Here is a 25,407-nt window from a genome sequence, read left to right as displayed (position 1 = left end):
CGCGCTCGGTCAGCGGAGCGCAGCGAGGAGCTTCGGTGCCGCCCAGCGCAACGGCTTGTTGAAGTACTGCCAGTTGTGGATGCCGCCCTGCGTCACCCGGGCCCGGTAGGGGATGCCAGCGGCGGTGAGCTGGAGCAGGAACGTGCAGTGCGTGTTCCACAGGTTGCGCTCGAACGTGCCGCTGTAGACGCCGGAGCCGCCCGAGAAGCCCGTGCCCGAGGTGATCAGGAGCTCGACCCCCTGGAGCCGGCCGACCTGCCGGGCGGGGTTGTGCCGGTTCCAGCTGGCCCGGTCGCGCACCGGGTCGCCCCACACGCGGCGCAGGTCGGGGCCGGGGAACGACAGCAGCGGCCCGAGCACGTCGGGCGCGACGGCGCCCGTCGCCAGGGCGGTCGTGTCGACGGCGCCGGAGATGCTGAGCACGGCCTTGAACATGCGCGGGTTGTGGGCCGCGTAGTTGATCGCCCCGATGGCACCCATCGAGGCCCCGGCGATGCCGCGTGCGCCCTTGACGGTGCGGAAGGTGCGGTCGACCCACGGGACCACGACCTTGGTGTGGAAGGTCTCCCAGTCGAACGACCCGTCGTACCAGTCCGAGAACATGCCCGCCTCGTCGCCCGAGCCGCCGGCGGGCATGACCAGGATCGCCTGCCAGCGCTGCGAGATCTCGATGATCTCCGACTTGACGGTCCAGCCGTCGTAGCGGCTCTTGGCGCCGTTGAGCAGGAAGACCACCGGGTAGCGGCGCTTCGCGTTGCGCGGTGCGGTGTAGCCGGCGGGCAGCAGGACGCGCACCCGGTTGTCGGAGACCTTGACCCCCGCCGGGACGGGGACGCGCAGGTCGACGCACCGGTCGCGCGGGCACGGGTCGGCGCCGGTCTCGCGCGGCGCCCGGCTGACCGGGACCTTGCCCGAGTCGGCCGACGGCAGAGCCATCAGCTGCGCGTACGACGCCAACGCGGCCGCCGGGTGGCGCAGCGGGTCGCTCGTCACGACCGTCACCGCGCCCTCGTCGGTGGCGGCGCCCGCCGACGACGACTGACCGGGACAGAGGGCCAGGAGCAGGATCGCGAGGAGGGCCGCACCGGTGCGTGTGAAGGGGGTCACGTCGACCCAACGCCGGTCCGGCCGAACGGTTACGCCCGGGGGTGTCCGGTCCAGTCCGCCGATAGGGTGGGTGCCGGTGCGCCGGGAAGTCTGGTCGGCAGTCTGTCGTCGACCCCGCTAGGAGCCCCGTGCCAGCCCCGTCATCCCCCTCGCCCCGATCGCCCACCCGTCTCTTCCAGCGCGGCTCGTGGCCGGAGGCCTCCCGCGTCGCGGACGTCCTGCGCGCCGAGACCACGGGCGGGGTCCTGCTCATCGTGGGCGCGGTCGCGGCGCTGGTCTGGGCCAACAGCCCGTGGTCGTCGTCGTACGCCGACCTGCGCGACCTGCGCCTCGGCACCGACGGCCTTCTCGGGCTGCACCTCGACCTGGGCCTGGCCACGTGGGCGGCCGACGGGCTCCTGGCGATCTTCTTCTTCGTGGCCGGGCTCGAGCTCAAGCGGGAGTTCGTCGCCGGCGACCTGCGCGACCCGCGTCGCGCCGCGCTCCCCGTGGCGGCCGCGGTGGGCGGGATGGTGGTCCCGGCACTCGCCTACGTCGCCTGGAACGCCAGCGCCGACGGCGACCTCCAGGGCTGGGCGATCCCGACCGCCACCGACATCGCCTTCGCGGTCGCGATCCTGGCCGTCATCAGCACCCACCTGCCGTCAGGACTGCGCACCTTCCTGCTGACGCTCGCGGTCGTCGACGACCTGCTCGCGATCACCGTGATCGCGATCTTCTACACCGACTCGCTCGACCTGGCGTTCCTCGCGCTGGCACTCGTGCCGATCGCGGCCTTCGGCCTCCTGGTCCAGCGCCGGATCCGGACGCCGTACCTGCTGGTGCCGCTCGCGGTCGTCGCCTGGGTGCTGATGCACGAGTCGGGGGTCCACGCGACCGTCGCCGGGGTCGTCCTCGGGTTCACGGTGCCGGTCCTGCGCAGCGAGGCCGCCGGCGGTCCCGACGCCGGGCCGGGGCTGGCCGAGCACCTCGAGCACCTGGTCCGTCCCGTGTCGGCGGGCTTCGCCGTACCCGTCTTCGCGTTCTTCGCCGCCGGCGTCACCGTCGGCGGCCTCTCCGGGCTGGGCGAGTCGATCACCGACCCGGTCGCGCTCGGCGTCGTCCTCGGCCTCGTCGTCGGCAAGCCCGTCGGCATCGCCGGCTCGACCTGGCTCCTCGCCCGCTTCACCCGCGCCGACCTCGACGACGACCTGTCCTGGGTCGACGTGGTCGGGATGTCGATGCTGGCCGGCGTCGGGTTCACCGTGTCGCTGCTCATCGGCGAGCTCGCCTTCGGTCCGGGGTCGGCCGCCGACGAGCACGTCAAGGTCGGCGTCCTGGTCGGCTCTCTCCTCGCCGCGGGCCTGGCCGCCGTCGTGCTGAGGACGCGCAACCGGGTGTACCGACGGCTCCGCGAGGCCGAGACGATCAACGACGACCACGACGGGGTTCCGGACGTCTACCAGTAGGGTCTGGACCGTTGCACCGACGCTCCCGCTATCGAACCGAGGACGACCGCATGGCCCACCAGCCGGCCACCCGCCAGGCCACCCCGCCCGCCGTCGCGGTGCCTGCCGCCGACGAGCCCACCATCGGCAAGCTGGTCACCGACGCCAGCCGCGACATCTCCTCGCTCATCAGCAAGGAGATCCAGCTCGCCAAGTCCGAGCTCAAGGTGAGCATCAAGTTCGGTGTCACCGGGATCGCGCTCTTCGCCGCCGCCGGGTTCGTCGCGGTGCTGGCCATCATCATGCTGTCGGTCGCCTTCGCCTACCTGATCCACTGGAACGGTGACGGCCTCGCCCTGCACTGGGCGTTCCTCATCGTCACCTTCGTCTACCTGCTCGTCGCCGGCCTCCTCGCCTTCGTCGGCATCAAGAAGGTCAAGCAGGTCGGCCCGCCCGAGAAGGCCATCGAGCAGGGTCGCGAGATCCCCAAGGCTCTCAAGGGCAAGAGCTAGCCTTCGCCGAGTCGGCGCAGATGTGAAGTGAGATCAGCGCGAGTCGGCGCTGGGGCTGAGTCTCTGCGCCGACTCGCGCTCGTCCGACTCGCACTCTGCGCCGACTCGGCGTCAGCCGGCGCAGTCGCCGGTGGAGACCTCGCCGGTGGCGGTGCGGCCGTCGGCGGCGGCGTCGGCGACCTGCGACCAGGTGAGGGCGTAGCCGGTCTCGTCGTCGGTGACCGACGCGGCGAAGACGACGCCGGCGACGTGGCCCTGGGTGGTGACGATCGGGCCGCCGGAGTTGCCAGGACGGATCAGGCCGCGGAGCGAGTAGACCTCGCGGATGACGCTGCCGTCGCCGTAGATGTCGGGCGACTCGAGGCGGCGCTCCTCGCGGACCCGGCCGCGCTGGACGTCGTAGGGCCCGTCCTCGGGGTAGCCGAGGATGGCGACGCCGTCCTTGGCGCCGACGACGAACTTGTCCTCCTCAGCAGAGCTGTCGACGAACGGCAGGGTCGGGAGGTCGCCGTCGTCGAAGCTCAGGACGGCGATGTCGAGGTCGGGGTTGTAGTAGACGACGGTGGCGTCGACGGGCTGGTCGTCGATGATCACGTCGGGGTCGTCGACGCCGGCGACGACGTGGGCGTTGGTCATCAGGCGGCCGTCGGCGTAGAGGAAGCCGCTGCCCTCGACCCCGCGGCCGCAGTCGTTGTTGCCGCGGATCTTGAGGACGCTGTCCTCGGCGTCGTCGATGTCGGGGTCGCGCAGCAGGCGCTGGGCGCCGGGGCTGACCTCACGGATCTCCTCGTCGGCGAACGGCTGGAGGTAGCGCGGGAACGACGTCCCGACGGCGTCGTTGAACGCCTGCAGCGCGTTGGGTGCCGACGACGGCAGGGCGCTGTTGACCGTGCGGAGCACCGCCGACTCGCGGACCATCACGGTCAGCGAGCCGATCCGCGACCCGGTCACCGCGACCCCGAGGGCCCACGCGACCAGCAGCACGGCGACCGCGCTAAGGAGTGCCCCGCCGATGGCGTCGACGGCCCGGGCCGGCTGCCAGGTGATCTTGTCGCGGATCTTGGCGCCGAGGAACTGCATCAGCGCCTGCCCGAGCGACGCGCTCACGATGACGATGAACAGCGCCCCGAGCGACACCGTCAGCGACGGCTCGCGGTCGCCGAGGATCAGCGGCGCGACGTAGATGCCGATCAGGCCGCCGAGGAGCAGGCCGGTCGTGGCGAAGGCGCCGGTGACGAAGCCCTGCCAGTAGCCGGACAGGGCATAGGCGAGCACGAGGAGGACCAGGAGCCAGTCGAGCAGGTTCATCCCCGGCGACGCTCCTCGAAGTCGGTGTTGGGCAGGACGTCGACGTTGGCCGGAGGCCGGCCGCCGAGCATGTAGGCCGGGAGCTCGCGCTCGGGTGCGTCAGGGAGGTCATCGATCCACCCGAGGAACTCGAACAAGCGGGCGACGATCCCGCCGGTGAAGCCCCACAGGATCACGTCGTGGTCGTCACCGATCAGGAAGCCCGGCGACCGCCAGCCGCGCGGGCCCGTCACGGTGATCCGGTGGGCGGGGTCGCGCAGCTCGCTGATCGGGACCTGCCACACCGCGTGGACCTCGTCGGGCGAGCGGACCGAGACGGGGCTGGGGTCGCGCCACCACGCGAGGACGGGTACGACGGCGAAGTTGCTCGGCGGCAGCCACAGCTCGGGCAGCTCGGCAAAGACCTCCACGCCGGCCGGGTCGAGCCCGGTCTCCTCCTCGGCCTCGCGCAGCGCGGTCTGCTGCGGGGTCTCGCCCGGGTCGACGCTCCCGCCGGGGAACGACACCTGCCCCGGGTGGGAGCGCATGTGGTGGGCGCGCTCGGTCAGGAGCAGGTCGGGACCCGACGGCCCCTCGCCGAACAGCATCAGGACGGCGGAGCGGCGTACGTCGTCGGCGTCGTCGGGCACCATGAAACGGGTCAGGTCGTGGACCGTGATCGAGCGCGCCGCCGCCTCGACCGGGCGCAGCCAGTCGGGCAGGCCAGGGTGCTCCTCCCAGGTCACGGCTCGACCCCGAGGTGGGTCGAGAGCAGGTCGCGGGCCTCGTCGATCGAGTCGATCTCGCCGACCTGGATGAAGGCGACCGCGCCGTCGGCGTCGACGAACATCGTCTGCGGGTAGGCCGCGCGCAGACCGAGGTCGGCGTCGTCGAAGATCTCGCCGCCGGGGTCGGCGATCTGGGGGTAGGTCGCCCCGATCATGTCGGCGAACGAGATGGCGGCCTCGGGGTAGGTCTCGATGTCGAGCCCGACGACGTCGACGCGGTCGACGTACTGCTCGTGGACCTGCTGGAGGATCGGCATCTCGGCGCGGCAGGGGCCGCACCCGGAGTACCAGAGGTTGATGAGCATCGGACCCCGGAGCGACGACAGGTCGACGTCGGGGCCGCCGCCGAGGCACGGGAGGGTCAGGGCCGGCAGCTTTCCGTCGCCGTCGCCGGGGATGCAGTCATCGATGCCGGCCGCGGCCTTCTGCTCCCGCAGCGCGGGGGTGTCGACCTCGACGTCGCTCTTGCGGGTCGCGGACGGGGGGTCGTCGCACCCGGCCAGCAGCACGACCGCGACCGCGAGCGCGGCCAGCACCTTCCTCACGCCGGACCCTGCGTCTTGAGCAGCTTGGCGGCGGCCTCGGGGTCGGTCGGGCCCTCGCCGAAGGCCGGGCACAGCCCGGCGACCGGGCACGCACCGCAGGCCGGCTTCTTGGCGTGGCAGCACCGACGGCCGTGCCAGATGACGTGGTGGCTGAGCATCGTCCAGTCGCGCTTGGGGAACAGCGCGCCGACCGCGTGCTCGGCCTTGACCGGGTCGGTCTCGTCGGTCCAGTCGAAGCGGCGCACCAGCCGGCCGAAGTGGGTGTCGACGGTGATGCCGGGGACGTCGAAGGCGTTGCCGAGCACGACGTTGGCGGTCTTGCGGCCCACGCCCGGCAGCGAGACCAGGTCGTCGAGGCGACCGGGCACCTGGCCGTCGAAGCGCTCGACCAGCGCGGCGCTCAGCTTGAGCAGCGCCTCGGTCTTGGCGCGGAAGAAGCCCAGCGGGCCGATGATCGTCTCGAGGGCCTCGCGGTCGGCCGCGGCCATCGTCGCGGGGTCGGGGTAGGCCGCGAAGAGGGTCGGGCGCACCGCGTTGACGCGACGGTCGGTGGTCTGGGCGCTCAGCACGGTGACCACCAGCAGCTCGAAGGCGTTGTCGAAGTCGAGCTCGCAGCGGGCGTCGGGGTAGGTCTCGGCCAGGATCCGGTCGATCTTGCGGGCACGGCGTACCAACGACGTCGACGGAGGCACGGGCGTCGCAGCAGTCGGCGCGGGGGTCGGCACGAGCGCCAGCCTACGGTCCGCCACCGACATCGCCGCGGCCCGGGAGCGGGCTGGACTCCTGACAACCGGCGACAACTGGGTGGTTCGCTTTCTCTGTGAGGTCGCGCACCCTCTAGGATTCGGGTCACGGGCGTTGCGCGCTCGCTCTTACCCCTCCAGGAGGACCCGTGGACACCGACGTGTTGCGTCAGGCCCCGCTGTTCAGCGCCCTCGACGACGAGGCCGCCCTTGCCCTGCGGTCCTCGATGAGCGAGACCCGGCTGCGACGCGGCGACGTGCTGTTCCACGAGGGCGACTCGGGCGACAAGCTCTACATCGTGCTCGAGGGCAAGGTGAAGCTCGGCCGCACCTCCGCCGACGGCCGCGAGAACCTCCTCGCGATCCTCGGCCCGGGCTCGATGTTCGGCGAGCTCTCGCTCTTCGACCCCGGTCCCCGCTCGGCCACCGTCACCGCCGTGACCGACGCCGAGTTCGCCTCGCTGTCCCACGAGGACCTGCTGCGCTGGCTCGAGGGCCGCCCGGTCGTCGCCCGTGGCCTGCTCTCCCAGCTCGCCGGCCGGCTCCGCAAGGCCAACGACGTCGTCGCCGACCTCGTGTTCTCCGACGTCCCCGGCCGCGTGGCCAAGGCGCTGCTCGACCTCGCCGACCGCTTCGGCCGTACCGCCGACGACGGCGTCCACGTCCACCACGACCTCACGCAGGAGGAGCTCGCCCAGCTGGTCGGCGCCTCCCGCGAGACGGTCAACAAGGCCCTCGCCGACTTCGCCTCGCGCGGCTGGCTACGCCTCGAGCCCCGCTCGGTGGTCATCATGGACGTCGAGCGCCTGGCCCGTCGCGCCCGCTGACGTAGGCCCCTGCGTGGCCGACCCGGAAAAGTAACTCACCGTCCGGCGTGCTTCCCCGCCCGCATTCGGGCGGGTGAGTCGCGCGGACGGTGAGTTACTTTTCTCGTGACCCGCGGGCCACCGACCCACGGACCCTCAGACGGTCCCGGTGATCTGGATGAACCCGATCCGCGAGGCGGCGGGGATGTCCGGACCGGTGCTGCCCTGGCCCCAGAACCGGTCACCCAGGTTGGTCACGAAGCCGGTGCCGATGGGGCTGACGCTGCGGTAGGTCGTGCCCGAGGGCTCGAGGTCGCGGGCCATCTGGGCCCAGGCGGAGACGACGGTGAGCGACCCGCGCCAGAACGTCGGGAAGAGGTACTCCGCGAAGCGCCGGCCGGTGCCGCCGTTGATGCACCAGGCGTTGGTGGTGAAGCCGTTGAGGACGTGCAGGCGGTCGAAGGCCTGGGCCCAGCCGCCGAAGTTGCCGGCGACGGTGTCCTTGAGGACCTGGCACGACTCGAGCTGGAGCCACTCGAGGTTCCAGTCGTCGCCCCAGCGGGCCTCGCCCGGCGTGATGCTGCTGTCGGGAACGTTGCTCTTGAAGGTGAAGCGGCCGGGGCTGCCGTGGCCGGTGTACCACTGGGCGTCGACGTCGTCGACGTACTTGTCGTCCTTGCCGCCGGTCTGCTTCTTGTGGAAGTCCTGCTCCCAGGCCGAGGCACCGCGGAAGTCGAACTTCACGCTCTGGCCCTTGGCCTGCATGACGCTCTTGAAGCCGATCGCACTGTCCTGGGCGCACTGCCACTCGTCGACGGTCTGCTCGATGCCGACGTCGGCGAACGCGCCGCCGCCACCGCCGTAGCCGCTCGCCTCGCCGGACGAGGTCGCCGCCGCCAGCTGGACCGAGGCCGCCGAGGAGACGCCGTTGGCGTCGGTGACCTGGACCGACAGCGTCTCGGGGGCCGTGCGCGAGCGGGTGCGGAGTCCGTAGGAGACCTCGTCACCCGACGCGAGGAGCGGGACGTTCGCCGAGCTCCAGGCGATGGAGTACGGCGCCGTGCCGCCCTCGATCGAGACCTTGCCGTCGACCTGACCGCCCTCGCGCGCCGCGCCGACCGCGATCTGCGGCGCGTGCTCGGGGGCGGCGGGGACCAGCCGGCCGGTCACGGCCGAGACGGCGTCCTGGCGGACGTTGCCGGGCGCGCAGGCGTAGGACGGCAGCAGCTGCTTGACCGAGCCGTCACCGAGCGCCGGCGAGTGGTAGACGAGGGTGGGCGTGCCCTGGGCGACCTTGTCGCCGTACATCCGGACGCACTCCTCCTGCGCGGCCTCGGGGCCGATGATGCCGACGTAGCCGGCCTGCTCGACGTGGCGCAGGGTCTCGACGAGGGAGACGACCCTGCCCTGGCCGTTGATGCTGATCCGGCTCTTGGCGCCGGGGCCGACGACGGGGGCGCCGCCGAGGCTGAGGCGGTAGGAGACGACGGTGTCGATCGGGATGTTCTGCGAGATCCGTCGCTGGGGGATCGAGACCTGCACGCGGGTGTTGGTGACGACGGGCTGGACGTCGAAGCCCTGTGGCGCCGGCAGCAGCGCCTTGGCGAGCCGCAGCGCGGTGGCGCGGTCGACGACCTTGGTCGCCCGCAGGGCCGGGAGGTCGAGGGTCCGGGCCTGGACCGGGCGGCGGCTCTCGTCGCGGCCCTTCCTGCCGGCCTTGCTGGGCACGAGGTCGGAGAGCTTGGCGTCGACGAACGAGAAGCTGCCGTCCTCGGCCAGCGCGCGCGGCGTGATCTTGGCGCGCTCGGCGAGCCGGGCGGCGTCCTCGGTCGTCAGGCCGGTCTGCGTCACGGCGAAGACGGGCGCCTCCGCGGTAATCTCGAGGTCGCGCATGGCCGGGGTGTGGACCGGGGCCGCCTCCGCGGCGTCCGGGGTGCCGATGGTGAGCAGGGTGCTGCCGGTGACGGCGAGCGCCGCGAGTCCGGCGGCGAGGCGCCGCCGGCTGCGGGTGGGGGTGGGGATGACGGTGGACATCGGGGTTCCCTCTCTGGACGGGCGGTGCGTTCACCGCTGGTTGGGAGAAGGAGCCACCGAGGCGACGCCTGATACGTCGATCGTCGGTCTGGTCCGGTCGTACGCCGCCCCGGGAGACAGATCCGCCGGCCGACCCCCTCTCGGGGGTCGACCGGCGGGTCAGCTCGGCGGTCAGCTCAGCGGGTCAGCTCGACGGGTCGGCTCAGCGGACGACCTTGGCGGTCGACCCGCTCGTGCGCGAGACCTGGGCGAAGCCCGGCTTGGTCGCGACGACGGTCACCTTGATGACCTTGCCGACCTGGGCCGCGCTGGGCCGGAAGGTCTTGCCGCTCGCCCCGGCGATCCGATTGCCGCCGGCGTACCACTCGAAGGCGAGGGTGACGCCGCCGTCGTGGGCCCCCGGCACGATCGTGAGGAGCCGGCCCACCTTGGCGACGCCGGTGATCCGCGGCGTGGGCCGCAGCACCTGCGTCCCGAGGGCGACCGGCGCGGTGGCGGCGCTGGTGGCCGACGCGTTGTCGTAGCCGGCCTTGCGACCGGTGACGACGACGCTGAGCTGCGACGCGAGGTCGACCGGGCGCAGCGTGTAGGACGCGTTGACCGCTCCGGCGACGGGCTCGCCGTCACGCAGCCAGCGGTAGCCGAGGGTCGTGCCCTCGTCCCACGTGCCGGCGACGGCCTGCAGGGTCGAGCCGACCCGGGTGGTGCCCCGGACCGTCGGCGTCGGGGTGCTGAGCTGGGTGCCGGGCGCGACGGGCGCGGTGGCGGCGCTGGTCCGGGTGACCGTCGTGTAGCCGGGCTTGGTGCCGGTGACGGCGACGGTGATGACCGAGCCGAGCTCCGCGGCGGTCGGGGTGAAGACCGAGCCGGTGGCGACGGGCGCGTCGCCGGCGAACCACTGGTAGGCGAGCGTCGTCGCGTCCCAGTCGCCGGAGAAGGCCAGCAGGGAGACACCGACCTGCGGCGTCCCGCTGATCGTCGGGGTCGGCGTGGCGGCCAGGACGCCGGGGGCGACCGCGGCCGTCGGGGCGCTGGTGCGGGTCTGCGTGGCGTAGCCGGCCTTGGTGCCGGTGACCGCGAAGGTCAGCACCTGGCCCACCTGCGCCGGGCCCGGGGTGAAGGTCAGGCCCGTGGCGCCCGGGACGGCGGTGCCGTCGGCGAGCCACTGGTAGGCCAGCGTCGTGCCCTCGTCCCAGGTGCCGGGAGCGCCGGTGAGCACGACGTCCACCTGCGGAGTGCCGCTGACGACCGGCGTCGGGGCGTTGGCGAGGTCGCCGGCGGTGACCGGGGCGGTCGGGTCGCTGGTGCGGACGATCGTCGTGAAGCCGGACCGGACACCCGTCACGCGGAAGGCCAGGACGGAGCCGATCTGGCCCGTGCCCGGGGTGTAGGTCAGGCCGGTGGCGCCCGCGATCGGGGTGCCGTCGGCAAGCCACTGGTAGCTGAGCGACGTGCCCTGGTCCCACGTGCCGGGGGCGCCGGTGAGCTGGACGCCCACCTTGGGGGTGCCGGTGATCGTGGGGGTGGGCGTGGTGCCCTGCTGGCCGGGGGCCACGGCGGCGGAGGCCGCGCTGGTGCGGGTCACGGTGGTGTACCCGGGCTTGGTGCCGGTGACGGCCACCGTGATCCGGGCGCCGAGCTGGCCGGCTCCCGGCGTGTAGGTGGTGCCGGTGGCCCCGGCGATCGCGACGTTGTCCGCGAGCCACTGGTAGGTCAGCGTGGCGCCCTGGTCCCAGGTGCCGGGGACCGCGGTGAGCACGGTGCCCACCCGCGGGGTGCCGTCGATGGTCGGCGTCGGCGTGCTGGCCAGGGTCCCGATCACCACGGGGGCGCCGGCGGCGCTGGTCCGCGTCGTGTCGAGGTAGCTCGGCTTCGAGCCGGTGACCCGGACCGAGAGGGAGTCACCGAGGTCGTCGGCGACCGGGGTGTACGTCGACGCGGTGGCTCCGGCGATCGGCTCGCCGGCGTTGAGCCACTGGTAGGCGAAGGTCGTGCCCGCCGGCCAGCCGTCGGTGACGGCCGTGAGCGCGACGCCGACCTTCGGCGTACCGGTGATGGTGGGCACCGGAGCGGGCGTGAGCTGCTGGATGTCGACCGAGGTGCTCGCGGCGCAGGCCGTGCAGGTCGAGCCGAGGGTGGCGGCGCGGGCGGTCGCGGCCAGGGTGCGCTGCGAGGCGTCGGCGTCGACCACGACGGGGATCGCGATCTGCGCGACGTTGCTGCCCGCGGTGACCGGCGTGCTCGGCACGGTCCAGGTCAGCGTGGTGCCGTCGAGGGTGGTCCCGGCGGGCAGGTTGGCGGCCGGCAGGTCGGCGTCGTCGAGGACGTCGGCGAGGTCGACCGTGATCACCGGGGTCATCGGGACCCGGCCGGTGTTGGTGGCCGTGACGGTGTAGGTGACCGTGCTGCCGGGCAGGGCCGGGCCTGCGGGGGTGGTGATCTCCAGGTTGTGCTTGAACGGCCAGACGGGCTTGCCGGTCTCGTAGATCCAGTCGGTGAAGAAGGCCGTCAGGTCGCGGCCGGAGATCTCCTCGGCGAGGTTCTCGAAGTCGCCGGCGCCGCCGTTGGCGTTGCCGTAGCGGCTCTCCCACGTCTTGACGAAGGTGAGGAAGTCGGGGGTGCCGATGGCGGTGCGGAGGGCCTCGTAGAACTGAGCACCGCGCGTGTAGGTCTGGTAGCCGTAGAGCTGGCTGGTCGCGGTCATGCCGGACGGCGCGGTGTTCCAGTTGGCGCTGGTCGCGGCGGTGTTGTTCCAGCTGTTGAAGTAGGTCGTCTCGACGGCCGTGGGGTTGGGGGCCGTGGCGGAGAGCACGCTGGTGTACCAGGACGGGCCCCAGGTGGCCATGCCCTCGTTGATCCAGATGTCGTTCCACACCTTGGGCGCGACGGCGTCGCCGTACCACTGGTGGGCGAGCTCGTGGATGAGCGTGTTGCCGTTGAGGGAGCTGACGCTCGGGAAGAAGGAGCGGTCCTGCGTCTCGAGCGCGTAGTTGATCGCGCTGGGCACGGTGTCCATCACGATGCCGGTGCTGTTGCCCGGGTAGGGGCCGTAGAGGGCCTCGAGGCGCTGGATGATCGTCGACAGCTGGCTGCGGCGGGTGGTGAACGTCGTCTTGTTGGCTGCCGACTGGGCCGAGTCGATGAACGACCACTCCGGGATGACCCGGCCGCTGGCCAGGGTGACCGTCGACTCGATCATGTCGTACTTGCCGATGCTGATGAGGATCAGCTCGGACGCCATCTGCTGCGCCTGGTTCCAGACCCACGTGGTGCGGGTGCCGTCCCCGTTGGGGGTGCGCGAGAGGAGCTCGCCGTTGGAGACGGCGGAGGCCGGGGCGGTGCCGGCGGTGTTGGTGACCGTGGTGGGGATGTCGAGCGCGAACCGGTAGGTCGCCTTGTCGCTCGGGGTGTTGTTGACCGGGAGGCCGGCCATCGCGCCGATCGGCTGGGCGAGGAAGGTCGCGCCGTCAGCCGTGGCGTTCCAGCCCTCGGCGGAGCCGTCGGTGTCGAGGTGGCTGCTCGGCACGCCGCTATAGGTGATGACCGTCGAGAACGCGCCGCTCACCGGGGTGGCGGGCGTGACGACCAGCTTGTGGGCGGCCGGCGGCTCCGTGCCGGTGCCGTCGACGCGCGTGAACCCGGCCGCGGTGCCGTTGACCGTGACGGCCGAGACGGTGAGGTTGGCGCCCTCGAAGTCGAGGGCGTAGGACGACAGGGGCGCGCCGGTCGTGGTCGCGTCGACCGTCACGGTCGCCGCGATCGTCGACAGCGCGAGCGTCGCGCCCGGCGTCCAGGCGAGCTTGACGTCGTAGTGCGCCACGTCGTAGCCGCCGTTGCCCTGGTTGGGGAACAGCGGGTCCCCCGACGTCAGGGCCCCGGCGACGGGGTCGACGGCGAACGCGGGGAGCGCCGGCTGGAGGGTGGCGATCAGTCCCCCAGCCAGGCTGAGGGCGGCGATCCGGGCGGCCGTGCGTCGTGCCAGTGTCATCGAACGTCTCTCTCGATTCGGTCCCGCCGCAGCCAGGTCCGAGACGGGCGGGGGGTAAGCGCGAACGTAGACCCGAGGTCGCCCCGCTGGCCCGAGAACCGGGAAATGTTGTCTGACGATCTCGCGATCCGGTACGCCGGTGACGACCGTCACGGGCTCGGCCCTCGTCTGCGCAGGGCGTCGCGTGGTGGCGACTATCCCCGCTCGGCGAGGTAGGCGAGCTGGGCGCGGACCGAGAGCTCGGCGGCGTCCCACAGGGTCTCGTCGACGTCGGCGTAGACGACCTCGACGACGCGGCGCGGCAGCTCGTCCGCGGCGATGCCCTCGGGGTGGGGCTGGTCCTTGAGCTGCTCGAGGGCGGAGCGGACCTGGTCGAGGCGCTCGCGGCGGTGGGCGAGGTAGAAGTCGAGCACGGCGCCGGCCTCGTCGAGGACCGGTCCGTGGGCGGGCCAGATGGTGGCGACCTGGCCGTCGGTCACCAGGGCGCGCATCCGCTCGATCGACTCGAAGTAGGGGCCGAGGCGGCCGTCGGGGTGGGCGACGACGGTGGTGCCGCGGCCGAGCACCATGTCGCCGGAGAGCAGCACCCGCTCGGTCGGCAGCAGGAACGAGACGGAGTCGGCGGTGTGGCCGGGGGTGGCGACCACGCGCAGCGACAGGCCACCGACGGTGATCTCCTCGTCGTCGGCGAGGGGGTCGGCGCCGACGCACCAGTCCGGGTCGAGCGCGCGTACGGCGCACCCCTTGCGCTCGGCGAGGGCTGCGGCGACCTCGGAGTGGTCGAAGTGGTGGTGGGTCAGCAGGATCAGCCCGACCTCACCGGTGGTCTCGTCGACCCGGTCGAGGTGGCCGTCCTCGATCGGCCCGGGGTCGACGACGACGGAGGTCGAGGCGCCGGGCTCGCGGAGGACCCAGGTGTTGGTGCCGTCGAGGGTCATGATCCCGGGGTTGGGCGCGAGCAGGCAGTGCCCGCGCTCGCCGAACTCGCCGCCGGCCCACGGCTCGCTCATCGGCGGCGCTCCGCGACCAGGGGACGCAGCCGGTCGGGCATCGAGAGCGTGAAGCCCTCGCCGAGCGGCTCGACCGACGGCGTGAACATCTCGGCCGACCGCGACGCGGCCTCGGCGAGGACGTCGTCGGGCGTGGCGAAGCTGCCCACCTCCATCGAGGTCAGGTAGGTCGGCGGCATCATCGCGAGCTCGCCGGCGTCGGCCTGCTCCGCGGCGTTGCGCGCCGGGAGCCAGACCACCGACGACGACTCCGACGACACGTCGCGGGTGCGCTGGCCCGCGGGCAGGACCGCGACGAAGAACCAGGTGCGGTAGCGCTTGGGCTCGAACACCGGCGTCAGCCAGGCGTCCCAGACGCCGAGCAGGTCGGTGCGGAGGACGAGCCCGCGGCGGAGCAGGAAGTCGGTCATGGACAGCTCGCGCGTCTCGAGCGCGACCCGGTCGGCCTCCCAGTCGTCGCCGGTGGTGTCGGCGACGACCTCGTCGGCCGACGGCCCGGCGAGCAGCACCCCCGACTCCTCGAAGGTCTCGCGCACCGCGGTGCACACCAGCGCCCGGGCCGTCTCCTCGTCGCTGCCCAGTCGCTCGGCCCACTCGGCCGGCGTCGGGCCGGCCCACGCCACCTCGGTGTCGAAGTCGCGGGGGTCGACGCCCCCGCCGGGGAAGACCGCCATCCCGGCGGCGAAGTCCATCGAGACCTGCCGGCGCATGTAGTAGACGTCGGGCCCGACGTCGGCGGCCGACGGACGCATCAGCACGACCGTCGCCGCGTTGCGCGGCTCGACCGGGGTCCTGGTGCCGTCGGCGTACTCACGCGCGACCGCGACCAGGTCGTCGGGCAGCGGCACCGGCGGCAGCGGGATCTTCACACCTCGACCAGGATCTCGACCTCGACGGGGGCGTCGAGCGGCAGCGCGGACACCCCGACCGCCGAGCGGGCGTGGACCCCGGCGTCGCCGAAGACCTCGCCGAGGAGCTCGGAGGCGCCGTTGGCCACCCCCGGCTGGCCGGTGAAGTCGGGCGTCGAGGCCACGAACACCACGACCTTGACGACGCGCTTGACCAGCCCCAGGTCGCCGATCTCGGCCTTGACCGCGGCGATCGCGTTGAGCGCGCACTGCTGCGCGCAGGCGTAGGCCTCCTCGGCCGTCACCTCGGCGCCGACCTTGCCGGTCGTGATGAGCTCGCCCGAGCGCACCGGCAGCTGGCCCGAGGTGAACACCTGGTGGCCGGAGCGTACGGCGGGCACGTAGACCGCCACCGGCTTGGCGACCTCGGGGACGGCGTGCCCGAGCGCGGCCAGCCGCTCCTCGGGCGTGCTCACGCCTTGGCCCGCTTGAGGAACGCCACCAGACCGCCCTGGGCGTTGGTGTGGATCGCCACCAGCTCCCACCCGTCCTGGCCGAAGTTGTTGAGCATCAGCGCCTCGTTGTGGAGCGGAATCGGCGCCACTTGGTACTCCCAGGTCGTCATGCCTGGCACCTTACTCAGCGCCGGCGTCATCCCGTGGGCTGACGCCTCCCCGGCCGGGCTCGTCCTACGGTGGGCGGGTGGACGAGGCGGACGGCGTACGGCAGCCGTGGCGTCTCGGTGCCCGCGGCGAGCGTGCCCTCGACGTAGGGCTCGTGGTGGTGCTCGTCCTGCCGGTCCCGCTCTATGCCGTCGCCGGGGTCTGGATCGGCCTGCTGCTGGCGCCGCTGCAGGCGCTGCCGCTGCTGTGGCGCCGTGAGCGCCCGAACCTCGCGTTCACGGCTGTCGCGCTCGCGAGCGCGCTGCAGGTGCCGCTGACCGACACCCCCCTCCACACCCAGGTGGCGTTCCCCCTCGCGGTCTACTCGGTGGCGCGCTTCTCGACGCGCCCGGCCGGGCTCGTCGCCCTCGGCGTGGGCGAGGCGGCGGCGGTGGTCGCCTCGGTCGACTGGATCGTGGGCTACGACGGCGTGCTCACGGTGCGGAGCTTCCTGCCCTACTTCCTCACCGTCTCGGCCTTCGTCGTCACCCCCTGGGCCCTCGGCACCCTCGGCCGCACCCGTGCGGCCTACGTCGCCGCGCTGGTCGACCGGAGCGAGCGGATCCGGCTCGAGGCCGCGCAGCAGGTGGCGCTGGCCGCGGCGTCGGAGCGCTCGCGGATCGCGCGCGAGATGCACGACGTCGTCGCGCACGGGCTGACGGTCATGGTCGTCCAGGCCGACGGAGCGAGGTACGCCGCCGGCAGCGACCCCCGGGTGGCCGCCGAGACCCTCGCCCGGATCGGCGCGACCGGTCGCGAGGCGCTCACCGACATGCGCCAGCTGCTCGGGCTGCTGCGCGCCGACGAGACGACCGGCCGCAACCCGCTGCCGGGCCTCGCCGACCTGCCGGCCCTGCTCGACGAGGACGGCGCCGCCGCCGACCTCAGCGGCGTGGACCGGCCGGTGCCGACGGCGGTCGGACTCACGGCCTACCGCGTGGTGCAGGAGGCGCTCACCAACGTCCGCAAGCACGCCGGCCCCGGCTCCCGCCCGAGGGTGCGGGTCGCGGTGACCGACCGCGTCGCCATCGAGGTCACCGACGACGGCCGCGGCGCGGCCGCCCCCGACGGTGGCGGGCACGGGCTGACGGGCATGCGCGAGCGGGTCGACCTGCACGGCGGCACCCTCGAGACCGGACCCCGGCCCGGCGGCGGCTGGGCCCTCCGCGCGACGATCCCGTGGTGACCCAGCCGATCCGCGTCGTCCTCGTCGACGACCAGCAGCTGGTGCGGGCCGGCTTCCGGATGCTGCTGGACAGCCAGCCCGACCTGGTCGTCGTCGGCGAGGCCGGCGACGGCCGTGAGGCCGTCGACCTGCTCGCGACGCTCGCCTGCGACGTGGTGCTGATGGACGTCCGGATGCCCGTGCTCGACGGCGTCGAGGCCACCGCCCTGGTCACCGCCCAGCCCGGGGCGCCCCGGGTGCTCGTCCTGACGACGTTCGACCTCGACGAGCACGCCTTCGCCGCGATCCGGGCCGGCGCGGCGGGCTTCCTCCTCAAGGACGCGGCACCGGAGGACCTGCTCGCCGCCGTGCGCACCGTGCACGCGGGCGACGCCGTGGTGGCCCCGAGCACCACCCGCCGCCTGCTCGAGCACGTCGCCGCGTCGTCACCGGCGCCCGACCGCGCCACCGCCACCCACGACCCTCGGCTGCGCGACGTCACCGACCGCGAGCGCGAGGTGCTCGTGCTCGTCGGCCGCGGCCTGTCCAACCACGAGATCACCGCCGAGCTCGTGGTGGCCGAGGCCACCGTCAAGACCCACGTCAGCCGGCTGCTGGCCAAGACCGGGTGCCGCGACCGCGTGCAGCTGGTCGTGCTGGCGCACGAGATCGGCCTCGTCTGACACCGACGGTCATCCCGTCGGACGACCGCAGGACCATCCCGTCGCCTGACGACCGGGAGGGTCCCGGTTTCCTAGCGTCGTCGTCATGAGCACTCCCCTCTCCGACCCGCTGTCACCGACCCTCCCACCGACCACCGACAGTCCTGTCGAGCACGCTGCGACCGCCGCCAGCGCCCGTGGCCTGGCCCGCACCTACGGCCGCGGCGAGCACGTCGTCCACGCCCTGCGCGGCGTCGACCTCGACCTCCCCGCCGGCCGCTTCACCGCGGTCATGGGCCCGTCAGGCTCGGGCAAGTCGACGCTCATGCACTGCCTCGCGGGCCTCGACACCCCGACCGCGGGCAGCGTGAGCGTCGCCGGCCAGGAGCTCGCCGGCCTCGGCGACACCGCCCTCACCCTCTTCCGCCGGCAGCACCTCGGCTTCGTCTTCCAGGCCTTCAACCTGCTCCCCATGCTGACCGCGGAGCAGAACATCCTGCTCCCTCTCGAGCTCACCGGCCGCCGGGCGGTGGCCCGGGCCCGACCCCACGTCGACGCCGTCGTCGACGTCCTCGGCCTGCGCGACCGGCTGCGCCACCGGCCCTCCGAGCTGTCGGGTGGACAGCAGCAGCGCGTCGCGATCGCCCGCGCGCTCGCCACCCGGCCGGCGATCGTCTTCGCCGACGAACCGACCGGCAACCTCGACAGCGCCGCCTCCGCCGAGGTGCTCGGGCTCCTGCGCCGCTCGGTCCGCGAGCTCAGCCAAACGGTCGTGATGGTCACCCACGAGGTCGACGCCGCGGCCCACGCCGACGACGTGGTCGTGCTCGCCGACGGCGCCGTCCGCGCCCACCTGGTCGACCCGTCGCGCGACGAGCTCGTCGCCACCCTCGCCGGGCGCCCGGGTGACGGGCGATGACGACGGTCCTGCTCGCCTCGCTGCGCACCTACACCCGCCGCTACGTCTCCGCCGCCCTCGCGGTCGTGATCGGCGTCGCCTTCGTGATCGTCACGGCCGGCCTGACGTCGGCGGCGCGCGACGGTCTGACGGCCGGTGTCGGGGCGCCGTACGACGGGTCCGACGTGGTCCTCACCCTCGTCGACGGCACCCAGGTCGACCGTCTCGTGACCGGGGCAGCGGACCGGGGGGCCGAGGCCTCCGTCCTCGGCTGGACCCAGGAGCCCGTCACGCACGACGGCACCCTGGTCGACCGCGACACCGAGGTCGGCGAGATCACGACCAGCCCGACCCTGCGCTGGCAGGAGCTCAGCGACGGCGCCTTCCCGACCGGCCCGGGCGAGGCCGCCGTCGACCGGGGCCTCGCCCGCGAGCACGACCTCGCCGTCGGCGACGTCCTCGAGGTCGGGTCGGGCCCCGACGCCGCCACGGTCACGGTCACCGGGCTCGTCGAGTCGCCCTCGGCCCTGGTCGCCGGGCAGGTCTACCTGACGTGGCCCGACCTGCGGCCCCTCGCCGACCGGATGTACGTCGACAGCGTGGCCTGGGCGGGACCCGCCGACGCCGCGCGCGACCTGGCCCCGACCGCCGAGGTCGCCGACACCGCGACCCACGTCGCCGACCTGCAGCGCGAGGTCAGCAACGGCGTCGACGTGCTGACGATCCTGCTCCTCGTCTTCGCCACGATCGCGCTGGTGGTCGCGGTCATCGTCATCGCCAACACGTTCTCGATCCTGTTCGCCCAGCGCCGCCACGACCTCGCGCTCCTGCGCTGCGTCGGCGCCACCCGTCGCCAGCTGCTGCGGTCGATCCGGGCCGAGGCCCTCGCCCTCGGGCTCGTCGCCACCGCGGTCGGTCTCGTCGTGGGCGCGGTCGGCGGCCGCGCCCTGGTCGCCGTCGTCTCGTCGCGCTGGCCGGAGAGCCGGCTGGGCGAGGCGTCGGTCTCCCCCGCCTGGTACGCCGGCGGCCTCGTCGTCGGCCTGCTCGTCACCCTGGTGGCGTCGTGGCTGCCCACCCGCTCGGCCACCCGCGCCGACCCGCTCTCGGCGCTGCGCCCCGACGGCGACCTCGACGTCCGGTCCGGCGCCGGTCGGCTGCGCCTGGCCCTCGGCTCGCTCCTGGTGCTCGGTGGTGCCGCACTCCTGGCGGCCGCCGTGGTGACGACGACGGTGCCGACGATGCTGGCCGGCGGGGTCGCGACGTTCGTCGGCGTCCTCGTCCTCGGCCCGTGGCTGGTCCCGGGCCTGCTCGGCGTCGTCGGTGGCGTCGCCTCCCGCCTCGGGGGCACTCCGGCCCGGCTGGCCGCCGGCAACGCCCGCCGTCACCCCAAGCGGACCGCCACGACCGCCGCCTCGCTGCTCGTCGGCGTCACGCTCACCACGGCTGTCCTCACCGGCATGGCCAGCTCGCGCGGGGCGCTCCTCGACGAGATGGACGTCCAGCACCCGGTCGACGCCGTCGTGACCACCGAGCGCGTGCTGCCGGCCGACGCCGTCGACGAAGCCCGGGCGAGCGACCAGGTCGCCGGCGCCGTGGCGCTCGACGGCGTCACCGCCACCCTCCCCCGGGGCGGCGGCGAGCTCCTCGTGCTCGCCGTCGACGACACGTCGACCGCCCGCGACGCCTCGGGCGTGACGCCGCACGACGGCCAGGTGCTCCTCCCCTTCGACCTCGCCGCCACGCTCCGGACCACCCTCACCGTCGGCGACCGCAGCGCCCGGCTCGAGGTCGTGGGCGGCGAGGGCTTCGGTGACGTCGCCCTGGTCACGCCCGCCACCCTGGCCCGGCTCACCGACGCACCTGAGCCCCGCGCGCTGTGGGTCGCCGCGAACGACGACGCCGACCCCGACCTGCTCGAGGCCGACCTCCAGGCCCTCACCCAGCCCTACGGCGGCACCGTCGAGAACGGGCTTGCCGACCGCGCGTGGGTCGAGCAGCAGCTCGACGTCCTCACCGCCGCCGTCGTCGGCCTGCTCGGCATCGCCGTCGTGATCGCGCTCATCGGGATCGCCAACACCCTGGGGCTCTCGGTGCTGGAGCGCGGCCGCGAGCACGCCCTGCTCCGGGCGATCGGCCTGACCCGGCGCCAGCTGCGCGCGACGCTCGCGCTGGAGTCGGTGCTGCTGTCGGTGGTCGCGACCGTGCTCGGCACGGCGCTCGGCGTCACGTTCGCCTGGGTGGGGATCCAGACGATGGTCCGCTCGGTGGTCGAGGACGCTCCCGTGGTCCTGCCGGTCGGGCAGCTCACGGTCGTCGTCGCCGTCTCCGCCGTCGCCGGGCTGCTGGCCTGCGTGCTGCCGGCCCGGCGGGCGGCCCGGGTCAGTCCCGCGGCCGGTCTGGCGCTGGACTGACCTCGTCCGTCGCCCCGCCCGATCCGTCCCGCTCCCCGTCGTCGCCCTCGAGGCCCAGCCGGCTGTGTCGGCGGCCGTAGGCGAAGTAGACGACGAAGCCGATCGCCATCCAGATCACGAACCGCTCCCACGTCTCACCGGTCAGGTTGAGCATCAGGTAGACGCACATCAGGACCGCCAGCGTCGCGACGACCGGGGCGGCCGGCGTACGGAAGGCGCGGGGCAGGTCGGGACGCTTGCGGCGCAGGACCACCACGCCGATGCTCACCAGCACGAAGGCGAACAGGGTGCCGATGTTGACCAGGTTGGAGAGCGTCTCGAGGTCGAGGAAGCCGGCCAGCGCCGCGACCACGATCCCGGTGACCAGCGTGATGCGGTGGGGCGTGCCGTAGCGCGGGTGGGTGCGGGCCAGGCCACGCGGGAGCAGGCCGTCGCGGGCCATCGCGAAGGCGACGCGGCTCTGGCCGAGCATCAGGATCATGCAGACGACGATCAGTCCGATGCACGCACCGACGGCGACGACGTCGCGCACCCAGGTCACGCCCGCCGCCTCGAACGCGGTCGCCAGCGGCGCGGCGTCGTTGGGGTCGATGTCCTTGTAGCTCTGGACGCCGGTGATGACCAGGCTGACCGCGGCGTAGAGCACGGTGACGATCGCGAGCGAGGAGAGGATGCCGATCGGCACGTCGCGCTGGGGGTTCTTGGCCTCCTCGGCGGTGGTGGCCACGACGTCGAAGCCGATGAAGGCGAAGAACACGACCGCCGAGCCCGCGATCACACCGCCGAGGCCGAACACCGCCGGCTCGATCCCGAGAAGGCTGGTGATCAGGGGCAGCTGCCGGAACCCGTCGCCGGTGTCGGGCGTGGGCTGGGCGTCGGGGATGAACGGCGTCCAGTTGCCGACGTCGACGAGCGTGAGCCCCACGACGATCACGATGGCGATGACCAGCAGCTTGATGCCGACGACGACGAGGTTGAACGCGCTGGACTCCTTGGTGCCGCGGATCAGCAGGCCCATCACGAGCAGCGCGATCACCACCGCGGGCAGGTCGACGAAGCCCTCGCTCGCCGACGAGACCTGGGTCGGCAGGGTGACGCCGACGATGTCGAGCACGGTCTGGAAGTAGCCCGAGAACCCGGCCGCCAGGGCGGCGGAGCCGATGGTGAACTCGAGCACGAGGTCCCAGCCGATCGTCCACGCGACCAGCTCGCCGAGGGTGGCGTAGCTGAAGGTGTAGGCGCTCCCGGCGACCGGCACCGTCGAGGCGAACTCGGCGTAGCAGAGGCCGGCCAGCCCGCAGGCGACGGCGGCGATGAGGAAGCTCAACGCCAGCGCCGGCCCCGAGTTGGACGCCGCCACCGTGCCGGTGAGGACGAAGATGCCCGCGCCGATGATGACGCCGACCCCGAAGACCGTGAGGTCGAGCGCGCTGAGGTCCTTGCGCAGCTTGGTGTCGGGGTCGTCGGTGTCACGGATCGACTGCTCGATCGACTTGGTGCGGAAGAGGCTCACCGATCGAACCTCCACCCACGGGGGTCCGACCGACTTCACCCGATCGGGCGTGCCGCCCGGTCCGGCAGCTTGTCCGGTGCCAGGACGATGTCGATCCGGGTGACCAGCCCGTCGTCGACGGTGAACGAGAGCACCGCGAACGCCCGGCCGTCGTTCGTCGCGGCCAGTCCCAGGCGGCCGTTGACCTCGACGGGCCGGTACGACGCCGCGCCGGGCCTGCTCGCGATCCCGGCCATGAAGCGCGCGACGCGGTCGGGCCCGACGACCGGGCGCCGAGCGGCGCTCACCACCCCACCGCCGTCGCTGGTCAGCACCACCGCGGGGTCGAGCAGCGACACCAGGCCGGCCAGGTCGCCACCCGCAGCAGCCGTCAGGAACGCCGTCACCACGTGGCCGTGGGTCGACGCGTCCACGTCGACATGTGGCGTGCCGGCCACCACGTGGGCGCGAGCCCGGCGGGCCAGCTGGCGCACGGCCTCGGGGCTGCGTCCGACCGCCCGGGCCACCTCGTCGAACGGCAGCTCGAACAGGTCGTGCAGCACCCACGCCGTGCGCTCGGCCGGCGTGAGCTGCTCGAGGACGACGAGCAGCGCGTAGCGGACCGTGTCGTCGAGGGTGACCCGGTCGGCCGGGTCGGCGGCGGGGTCCGCAGCGCGCACCTCGGGCTCCGGCAGCCACGGGCCGACGTAGGCCTCGCGTCGCACCCGGGCCGAGCGCAGCACGTCGATCGAGGCCCGCGACACCGCGACCGTCGCCCAGCCGAGCACGTCGCGCACCGGCTCCCGCTCGTCGGCCGCGACCAGGCGCAGCCAGCAGTCGGCGACGACGTCCTCGGCCTCGGCGCGGCTGCCGAGGATCGCGTAGGCGACGCGCACCAGCCGGGCGCGGTGCTCGGCGTACTCCTCGGCGAGGGCCTCGACGCTCATGCCGGTCTCACGCGCCGAGCCACGCGTCGAAGGTGGTGCGCCCGCGCACGCCGGCGTCGCCGGGCGTCAGCGACCCGTCCCTCATGCCGCGGCCGGCGGCGCCCGGCACCGGTACGGCGACGACGAGCCGGCCCAGACCCCGGGCCCGCGACACCCGCCGGGCCAGCCGGTGCATCGGCAGCACCTCAGGACCGGCGAGGTCGGGGGCGCGGCCGGACGGGCCGGCCTCGACCAGGTCGACGAGCGCCTCGCCGACCTCGCGGGCGGCGACCGGCTGGCTGGTCATCCGCGGCACCACCGACACCGGCCCGACCGTCACGAAGTGCAGCACCTGCTCGGCGAACTCGTGGAACTGGGTCGCGCGCAGCACGCTCCACGGCTGGTCACCCTCGGCGAGCAGCCGCTCCTGCAGCCGCTTGCCGGCGTAGTAGCCGCTGGGCACGTCGTCGATCCCGACGATCGACAGCGCCACGTGGTGCCCGACCCCGGCGGTCGACTCGGCGGCGACCAGGGAGCGCGTCACGGCGCCGAAGAACGCCTCCGACTCCTCCCGGTCCTGGGTCGGCACGCTCGTCACGTCGACGACCGCGTCGACCCCGGACAGCCGCGCCACGAGCCCGGCGCCCGTCGTCAGGTCGACCCCGACCGACCGGGCCAGGGGGACGACGTCGTGCCCGCGCTCGGTGGCCACGTCGACCACGTGTCGTCCGACGACGCCCGTCGCCCCGGCCACCGCGATCCTCATGGTCCGCATCCTCTCGCTGTTCTCGCTCATGGAGGGTGGACGAGACAGCCCCGCAGGATGTGACATGGCGCCATGGCGTACGACGAGCAGCTGGCCGGGCGGGTCCGTGAGGCCCTCGCGCCCGAGGGACCGGCCGACGAGAGGACGATGTTCGGCGGCCTGGCGTTCATGGTCGACGGCCACATGACGGTCTGCGTCAGTGGCAGCGGCGGGCTGATGGTGCGGGTGACCGACGCCGAGCGAGCGGGGCTGCTCGAGCACGACCACGTCGAGCCGATGGTGATGGGCGGCCGGACGTCGCGGACCTGGGTCCGGGTGTCGGTCGACGGGGTCGCCGACGACGAGGCGCTCGATCGCTGGGTCGCCCGCGGCGTGGCCGTCGTACGCACGCTCCCGCCGAAGGGCTGAACGGACTCAGTCGGTGAGGATCTCCGGCTCGGTCTTGGCGCGCAGCTCGTCGAGGGTCACGTCGGGGGCGAGCTCGACGAGCCGCAGTCCGCTGCCCTCGGTGGCGGGGACGACGTCGAGGACGCCGAGGTCGGTGATGATGCGCTGCACGACGCCGCGCCCGGTGTAGGGCAGCGAGCACTCGTTGACGATCTTGTGGCCGCCGTCGCGCGCGACGTGCTCCATCAGCACGATGACCCGCTTGGCGCCGTGGACCAGGTCCATCGCGCCGCCCATGCCCTTGACCATCTTGCCGGGGATCATCCAGTTGGCGATGTCGCCGGCGGCACTGACCTGCATCGCCCCGAGGATCGCGGCGTCGATCTTGCCGCCGCGGATCATCCCGAACGACGTGGCCGAGTCGAAGAACGACGCCCCCGGCCGCAGCGTGACGGTCTCCTTGCCGGCGTTGATCAGGTCGGCGTCCTCGTCGCCCTCGAACGGGTAGGCACCGGTGCCCAGCACCCCGTTCTCGGACTGCAGCACCAGCTCGACGTCGTCGGGCACGTAGTTGGGCACCAGCGTGGGCAGCCCGATCCCGAGGTTGACGTAGGAGCCGTCACTCAGCTCGGCGGCCGCACGCGCGGCCATCTCCTCCCGATTCCAGCTCATGCGTCCCCCTCGGTGGTCGAGCCTGTCGAGACCCTCACGGTGCGCTTCTCGATGCGCTTGTCGGCGGCCTGCTCCGGCGTCAGCGCCACCACCCGCTGCACGTAGGCACCCGGGGTGTGCACCAGGTTGGGGTCCAGCTCGCCCGGCTCGACGAGGTGCTCGACCTCGGCGATCGTGACCCGTCCGCACATGGCGGCGAGCGGGTTGAAGTTGCGGGCGGAGTCGCGGTAGACGAGGTTGCCGTGACGGTCGCCCTTCCACGCCCGGACCA

The 25,407-nt window shown here is 73.3% G+C and carries 24 protein-coding genes; 8 read left to right on the top strand and 16 right to left on the bottom strand.

Features of this window, described 5'->3' with window-relative positions; translation table 11 throughout:
* Positions 1–9: 9 nt before the first annotated feature.
* Complete coding sequence (locus Q7T52_RS05705) at positions 10–1,107, bottom strand: alpha/beta hydrolase family protein (protein ID WP_304800259.1); 1,098 nt, start codon at positions 1,105–1,107, stop codon at positions 10–12.
* A 128-nt stretch (positions 1,108–1,235) separates the two neighbouring features.
* Between Q7T52_RS05705 and nhaA the strand changes: the two genes are divergently transcribed.
* Complete coding sequence (nhaA, locus tag Q7T52_RS05700) at positions 1,236–2,555, top strand: Na+/H+ antiporter NhaA (protein WP_304800257.1); 1,320 nt, start codon at positions 1,236–1,238, stop codon at positions 2,553–2,555.
* A gap of 50 nt (positions 2,556–2,605) precedes the next feature.
* Positions 2,606–3,046 (top strand): phage holin family protein, encoded by a 441-nt coding sequence (locus Q7T52_RS05695; RefSeq protein WP_304800255.1) that lies wholly within the window; start codon positions 2,606–2,608, stop codon positions 3,044–3,046.
* A gap of 111 nt (positions 3,047–3,157) precedes the next feature.
* Here Q7T52_RS05695 and Q7T52_RS05690 read toward each other — a convergent pair whose 3' ends face one another.
* Genes Q7T52_RS05690 through nth form a run of 4 tightly spaced genes read right to left on the bottom strand, consistent with a single transcriptional unit; the run spans position 3,158 to position 6,421 of the window.
* Positions 3,158–4,354 (bottom strand): MarP family serine protease, encoded by a 1,197-nt coding sequence (locus Q7T52_RS05690; RefSeq protein WP_304800253.1) that lies wholly within the window; start codon positions 4,352–4,354, stop codon positions 3,158–3,160.
* Positions 4,351–5,079: a CoA pyrophosphatase gene (locus Q7T52_RS05685; RefSeq protein WP_304800251.1), complete on the bottom strand. Its 729-nt coding sequence runs from the start codon at positions 5,077–5,079 to the stop codon at positions 4,351–4,353. Before Q7T52_RS05685 ends, Q7T52_RS05690 begins: the two co-directional genes overlap by 4 nt.
* Positions 5,076–5,666 carry a TlpA disulfide reductase family protein gene (locus Q7T52_RS05680; RefSeq protein WP_304800249.1) on the bottom strand — a complete coding sequence of 197 codons (591 nt, stop codon included), beginning with the start codon at positions 5,664–5,666 and terminating at the stop codon, positions 5,076–5,078. The genes Q7T52_RS05685 and Q7T52_RS05680 overlap by 4 nt, the downstream gene beginning before the upstream one ends.
* Entirely contained in the window at positions 5,663–6,421 is a 759-nt protein-coding gene (gene nth / locus Q7T52_RS05675) for an endonuclease III (RefSeq protein ID WP_370692299.1), read from the bottom strand. The genes Q7T52_RS05680 and nth overlap by 4 nt, the downstream gene beginning before the upstream one ends.
* Positions 6,422–6,558: 137 nt before the next feature.
* Here nth and Q7T52_RS05670 point away from each other — a divergent pair, with 137 nt between their 5' ends.
* On the top strand, positions 6,559–7,236 hold the full coding sequence (locus tag Q7T52_RS05670) for a Crp/Fnr family transcriptional regulator (RefSeq protein WP_304800245.1): 678 nt from the start codon (positions 6,559–6,561) through the stop codon (positions 7,234–7,236).
* Between the two features lie 135 nt (positions 7,237–7,371).
* Here Q7T52_RS05670 and Q7T52_RS05665 read toward each other — a convergent pair whose 3' ends face one another.
* The 6 genes from Q7T52_RS05665 to Q7T52_RS05640 all read right to left on the bottom strand — a co-directional run bounded on the left by Q7T52_RS05665 (position 7,372) and on the right by Q7T52_RS05640 (position 15,720).
* Positions 7,372–9,249, bottom strand: coding sequence for a DUF6345 domain-containing protein (locus Q7T52_RS05665; RefSeq protein ID WP_304800243.1), 1,878 nt, complete (start codon positions 9,247–9,249; stop codon positions 7,372–7,374).
* A gap of 202 nt (positions 9,250–9,451) precedes the next feature.
* On the bottom strand, positions 9,452–13,237 hold the full coding sequence (locus Q7T52_RS05660; RefSeq protein ID WP_304800242.1) for a M1 family aminopeptidase: 3,786 nt from the start codon (positions 13,235–13,237) through the stop codon (positions 9,452–9,454).
* Positions 13,238–13,431: 194 nt separating this feature from the next.
* Positions 13,432–14,247 (bottom strand): MBL fold metallo-hydrolase, encoded by an 816-nt coding sequence (locus Q7T52_RS05655; RefSeq protein WP_304800240.1) that lies wholly within the window; start codon positions 14,245–14,247, stop codon positions 13,432–13,434.
* Entirely contained in the window at positions 14,244–15,116 is an 873-nt protein-coding gene (locus tag Q7T52_RS05650; protein WP_304800238.1) for an NUDIX hydrolase, read from the bottom strand. Before Q7T52_RS05650 ends, Q7T52_RS05655 begins: the two co-directional genes overlap by 4 nt.
* Complete coding sequence (locus Q7T52_RS05645; RefSeq protein WP_304800236.1) at positions 15,113–15,571, bottom strand: RidA family protein; 459 nt, start codon at positions 15,569–15,571, stop codon at positions 15,113–15,115. Before Q7T52_RS05645 ends, Q7T52_RS05650 begins: the two co-directional genes overlap by 4 nt.
* Positions 15,568–15,720 carry a hypothetical protein gene (locus Q7T52_RS05640; protein WP_304800234.1) on the bottom strand — a complete coding sequence of 51 codons (153 nt, stop codon included), beginning with the start codon at positions 15,718–15,720 and terminating at the stop codon, positions 15,568–15,570. Before Q7T52_RS05640 ends, Q7T52_RS05645 begins: the two co-directional genes overlap by 4 nt.
* A gap of 77 nt (positions 15,721–15,797) precedes the next feature.
* Here Q7T52_RS05640 and Q7T52_RS05635 point away from each other — a divergent pair, with 77 nt between their 5' ends.
* The 4 genes from Q7T52_RS05635 (at position 15,798) to Q7T52_RS05620 (ending at position 20,893) form a co-directional block, all read left to right on the top strand.
* Complete coding sequence (locus tag Q7T52_RS05635; RefSeq protein ID WP_304800232.1) at positions 15,798–16,943, top strand: sensor histidine kinase; 1,146 nt, start codon at positions 15,798–15,800, stop codon at positions 16,941–16,943.
* Positions 16,940–17,605: a response regulator transcription factor gene (locus Q7T52_RS05630; protein ID WP_304800230.1), complete on the top strand. Its 666-nt coding sequence runs from the start codon at positions 16,940–16,942 to the stop codon at positions 17,603–17,605. The genes Q7T52_RS05635 and Q7T52_RS05630 overlap by 4 nt, the downstream gene beginning before the upstream one ends.
* Before the next feature lie 85 nt (positions 17,606–17,690).
* Positions 17,691–18,503, top strand: a complete 813-nt coding sequence (locus Q7T52_RS05625) for an ABC transporter ATP-binding protein (protein WP_304800228.1) — start codon at positions 17,691–17,693, stop codon at positions 18,501–18,503.
* Positions 18,500–20,893 (top strand): ABC transporter permease, encoded by a 2,394-nt coding sequence (locus tag Q7T52_RS05620; protein WP_304800226.1) that lies wholly within the window; start codon positions 18,500–18,502, stop codon positions 20,891–20,893. The genes Q7T52_RS05625 and Q7T52_RS05620 overlap by 4 nt, the downstream gene beginning before the upstream one ends.
* Here the strand turns inward: Q7T52_RS05620 and Q7T52_RS05615 are convergent.
* From Q7T52_RS05615 to Q7T52_RS05605, 3 genes are read right to left on the bottom strand one after another with little or no spacing between them, the layout of a single operon-like run.
* Positions 20,862–22,406 (bottom strand): amino acid permease, encoded by a 1,545-nt coding sequence (locus Q7T52_RS05615; protein ID WP_304800224.1) that lies wholly within the window; start codon positions 22,404–22,406, stop codon positions 20,862–20,864. The two genes, Q7T52_RS05620 and Q7T52_RS05615, sit on opposite strands and share 32 nt — an antisense overlap.
* A 35-nt stretch (positions 22,407–22,441) precedes the next feature.
* Positions 22,442–23,332: an RNA polymerase sigma factor SigJ gene (sigJ, locus tag Q7T52_RS05610; RefSeq protein WP_304800222.1), complete on the bottom strand. Its 891-nt coding sequence runs from the start codon at positions 23,330–23,332 to the stop codon at positions 22,442–22,444.
* 7 nt (positions 23,333–23,339) lie between these two features.
* A complete protein-coding gene (locus tag Q7T52_RS05605) occupies positions 23,340–24,077 on the bottom strand; it encodes an SDR family oxidoreductase (protein ID WP_304800220.1) in 738 nt (245 codons plus the stop codon).
* A 72-nt stretch (positions 24,078–24,149) separates the two neighbouring features.
* Between Q7T52_RS05605 and Q7T52_RS05600 the strand changes: the two genes are divergently transcribed.
* On the top strand, positions 24,150–24,485 hold the full coding sequence (locus tag Q7T52_RS05600) for a TfoX/Sxy family protein (RefSeq protein WP_304800218.1): 336 nt from the start codon (positions 24,150–24,152) through the stop codon (positions 24,483–24,485).
* 6 nt (positions 24,486–24,491) lie between these two features.
* Here the strand turns inward: Q7T52_RS05600 and Q7T52_RS05595 are convergent, their stop codons facing one another.
* Positions 24,492–25,136 carry a 3-oxoacid CoA-transferase subunit B gene (locus Q7T52_RS05595; protein WP_304800216.1) on the bottom strand — a complete coding sequence of 215 codons (645 nt, stop codon included), beginning with the start codon at positions 25,134–25,136 and terminating at the stop codon, positions 24,492–24,494.
* A partial coding sequence (locus tag Q7T52_RS05590) for a CoA transferase subunit A (protein ID WP_304800214.1) occupies positions 25,133–25,407 on the bottom strand: 275 nt, incomplete at its 5' end. The genes Q7T52_RS05590 and Q7T52_RS05595, both read right to left, overlap by 4 nt.

Source organism: Nocardioides sp. (genome assembly GCF_030655615.1).
Classification (GTDB): Bacteria; Actinomycetota; Actinomycetes; order Propionibacteriales; family Nocardioidaceae; genus Nocardioides.
This window is presented reverse-complemented; position numbering and strand designations above follow the sequence as displayed.

What these genes read in the sequence shown, in the direction of transcription:
- Q7T52_RS05660 (WP_304800242.1), bottom strand. Translation starts at nt 13,237, where the DNA reads ATGACACTGGCACGACGCACGGCCGCCCGGATCGCCGCCCTCAGCCTG.
- Q7T52_RS05625 (WP_304800228.1), top strand. Translation starts at nt 17,691, where the DNA reads ATGAGCACTCCCCTCTCCGACCCGCTGTCACCGACCCTCCCACCGACC.
- Q7T52_RS05620 (WP_304800226.1), top strand. Translation starts at nt 18,500, where the DNA reads ATGACGACGGTCCTGCTCGCCTCGCTGCGCACCTACACCCGCCGCTAC.
- Q7T52_RS05665 (WP_304800243.1), bottom strand. Translation starts at nt 9,249, where the DNA reads ATGTCCACCGTCATCCCCACCCCCACCCGCAGCCGGCGGCGCCTCGCC.
- Q7T52_RS05595 (WP_304800216.1), bottom strand. Translation starts at nt 25,136, where the DNA reads ATGAGCTGGAATCGGGAGGAGATGGCCGCGCGTGCGGCCGCCGAGCTG.
- Q7T52_RS05640 (WP_304800234.1), bottom strand. Translation starts at nt 15,720, where the DNA reads ATGACGACCTGGGAGTACCAAGTGGCGCCGATTCCGCTCCACAACGAG.
- Q7T52_RS05605 (WP_304800220.1), bottom strand. Translation starts at nt 24,077, where the DNA reads ATGAGGATCGCGGTGGCCGGGGCGACGGGCGTCGTCGGACGACACGTG.
- Q7T52_RS05600 (WP_304800218.1), top strand. Translation starts at nt 24,150, where the DNA reads ATGGCGTACGACGAGCAGCTGGCCGGGCGGGTCCGTGAGGCCCTCGCG.
- Q7T52_RS05655 (WP_304800240.1), bottom strand. Translation starts at nt 14,247, where the DNA reads ATGAGCGAGCCGTGGGCCGGCGGCGAGTTCGGCGAGCGCGGGCACTGC.
- Q7T52_RS05690 (WP_304800253.1), bottom strand. Translation starts at nt 4,354, where the DNA reads ATGAACCTGCTCGACTGGCTCCTGGTCCTCCTCGTGCTCGCCTATGCC.
- sigJ (WP_304800222.1), bottom strand. Translation starts at nt 23,332, where the DNA reads ATGAGCGTCGAGGCCCTCGCCGAGGAGTACGCCGAGCACCGCGCCCGG.
- Q7T52_RS05695 (WP_304800255.1), top strand. Translation starts at nt 2,606, where the DNA reads ATGGCCCACCAGCCGGCCACCCGCCAGGCCACCCCGCCCGCCGTCGCG.
- nth (WP_370692299.1), bottom strand. Translation starts at nt 6,421, where the DNA reads ATGTCGGTGGCGGACCGTAGGCTGGCGCTCGTGCCGACCCCCGCGCCG.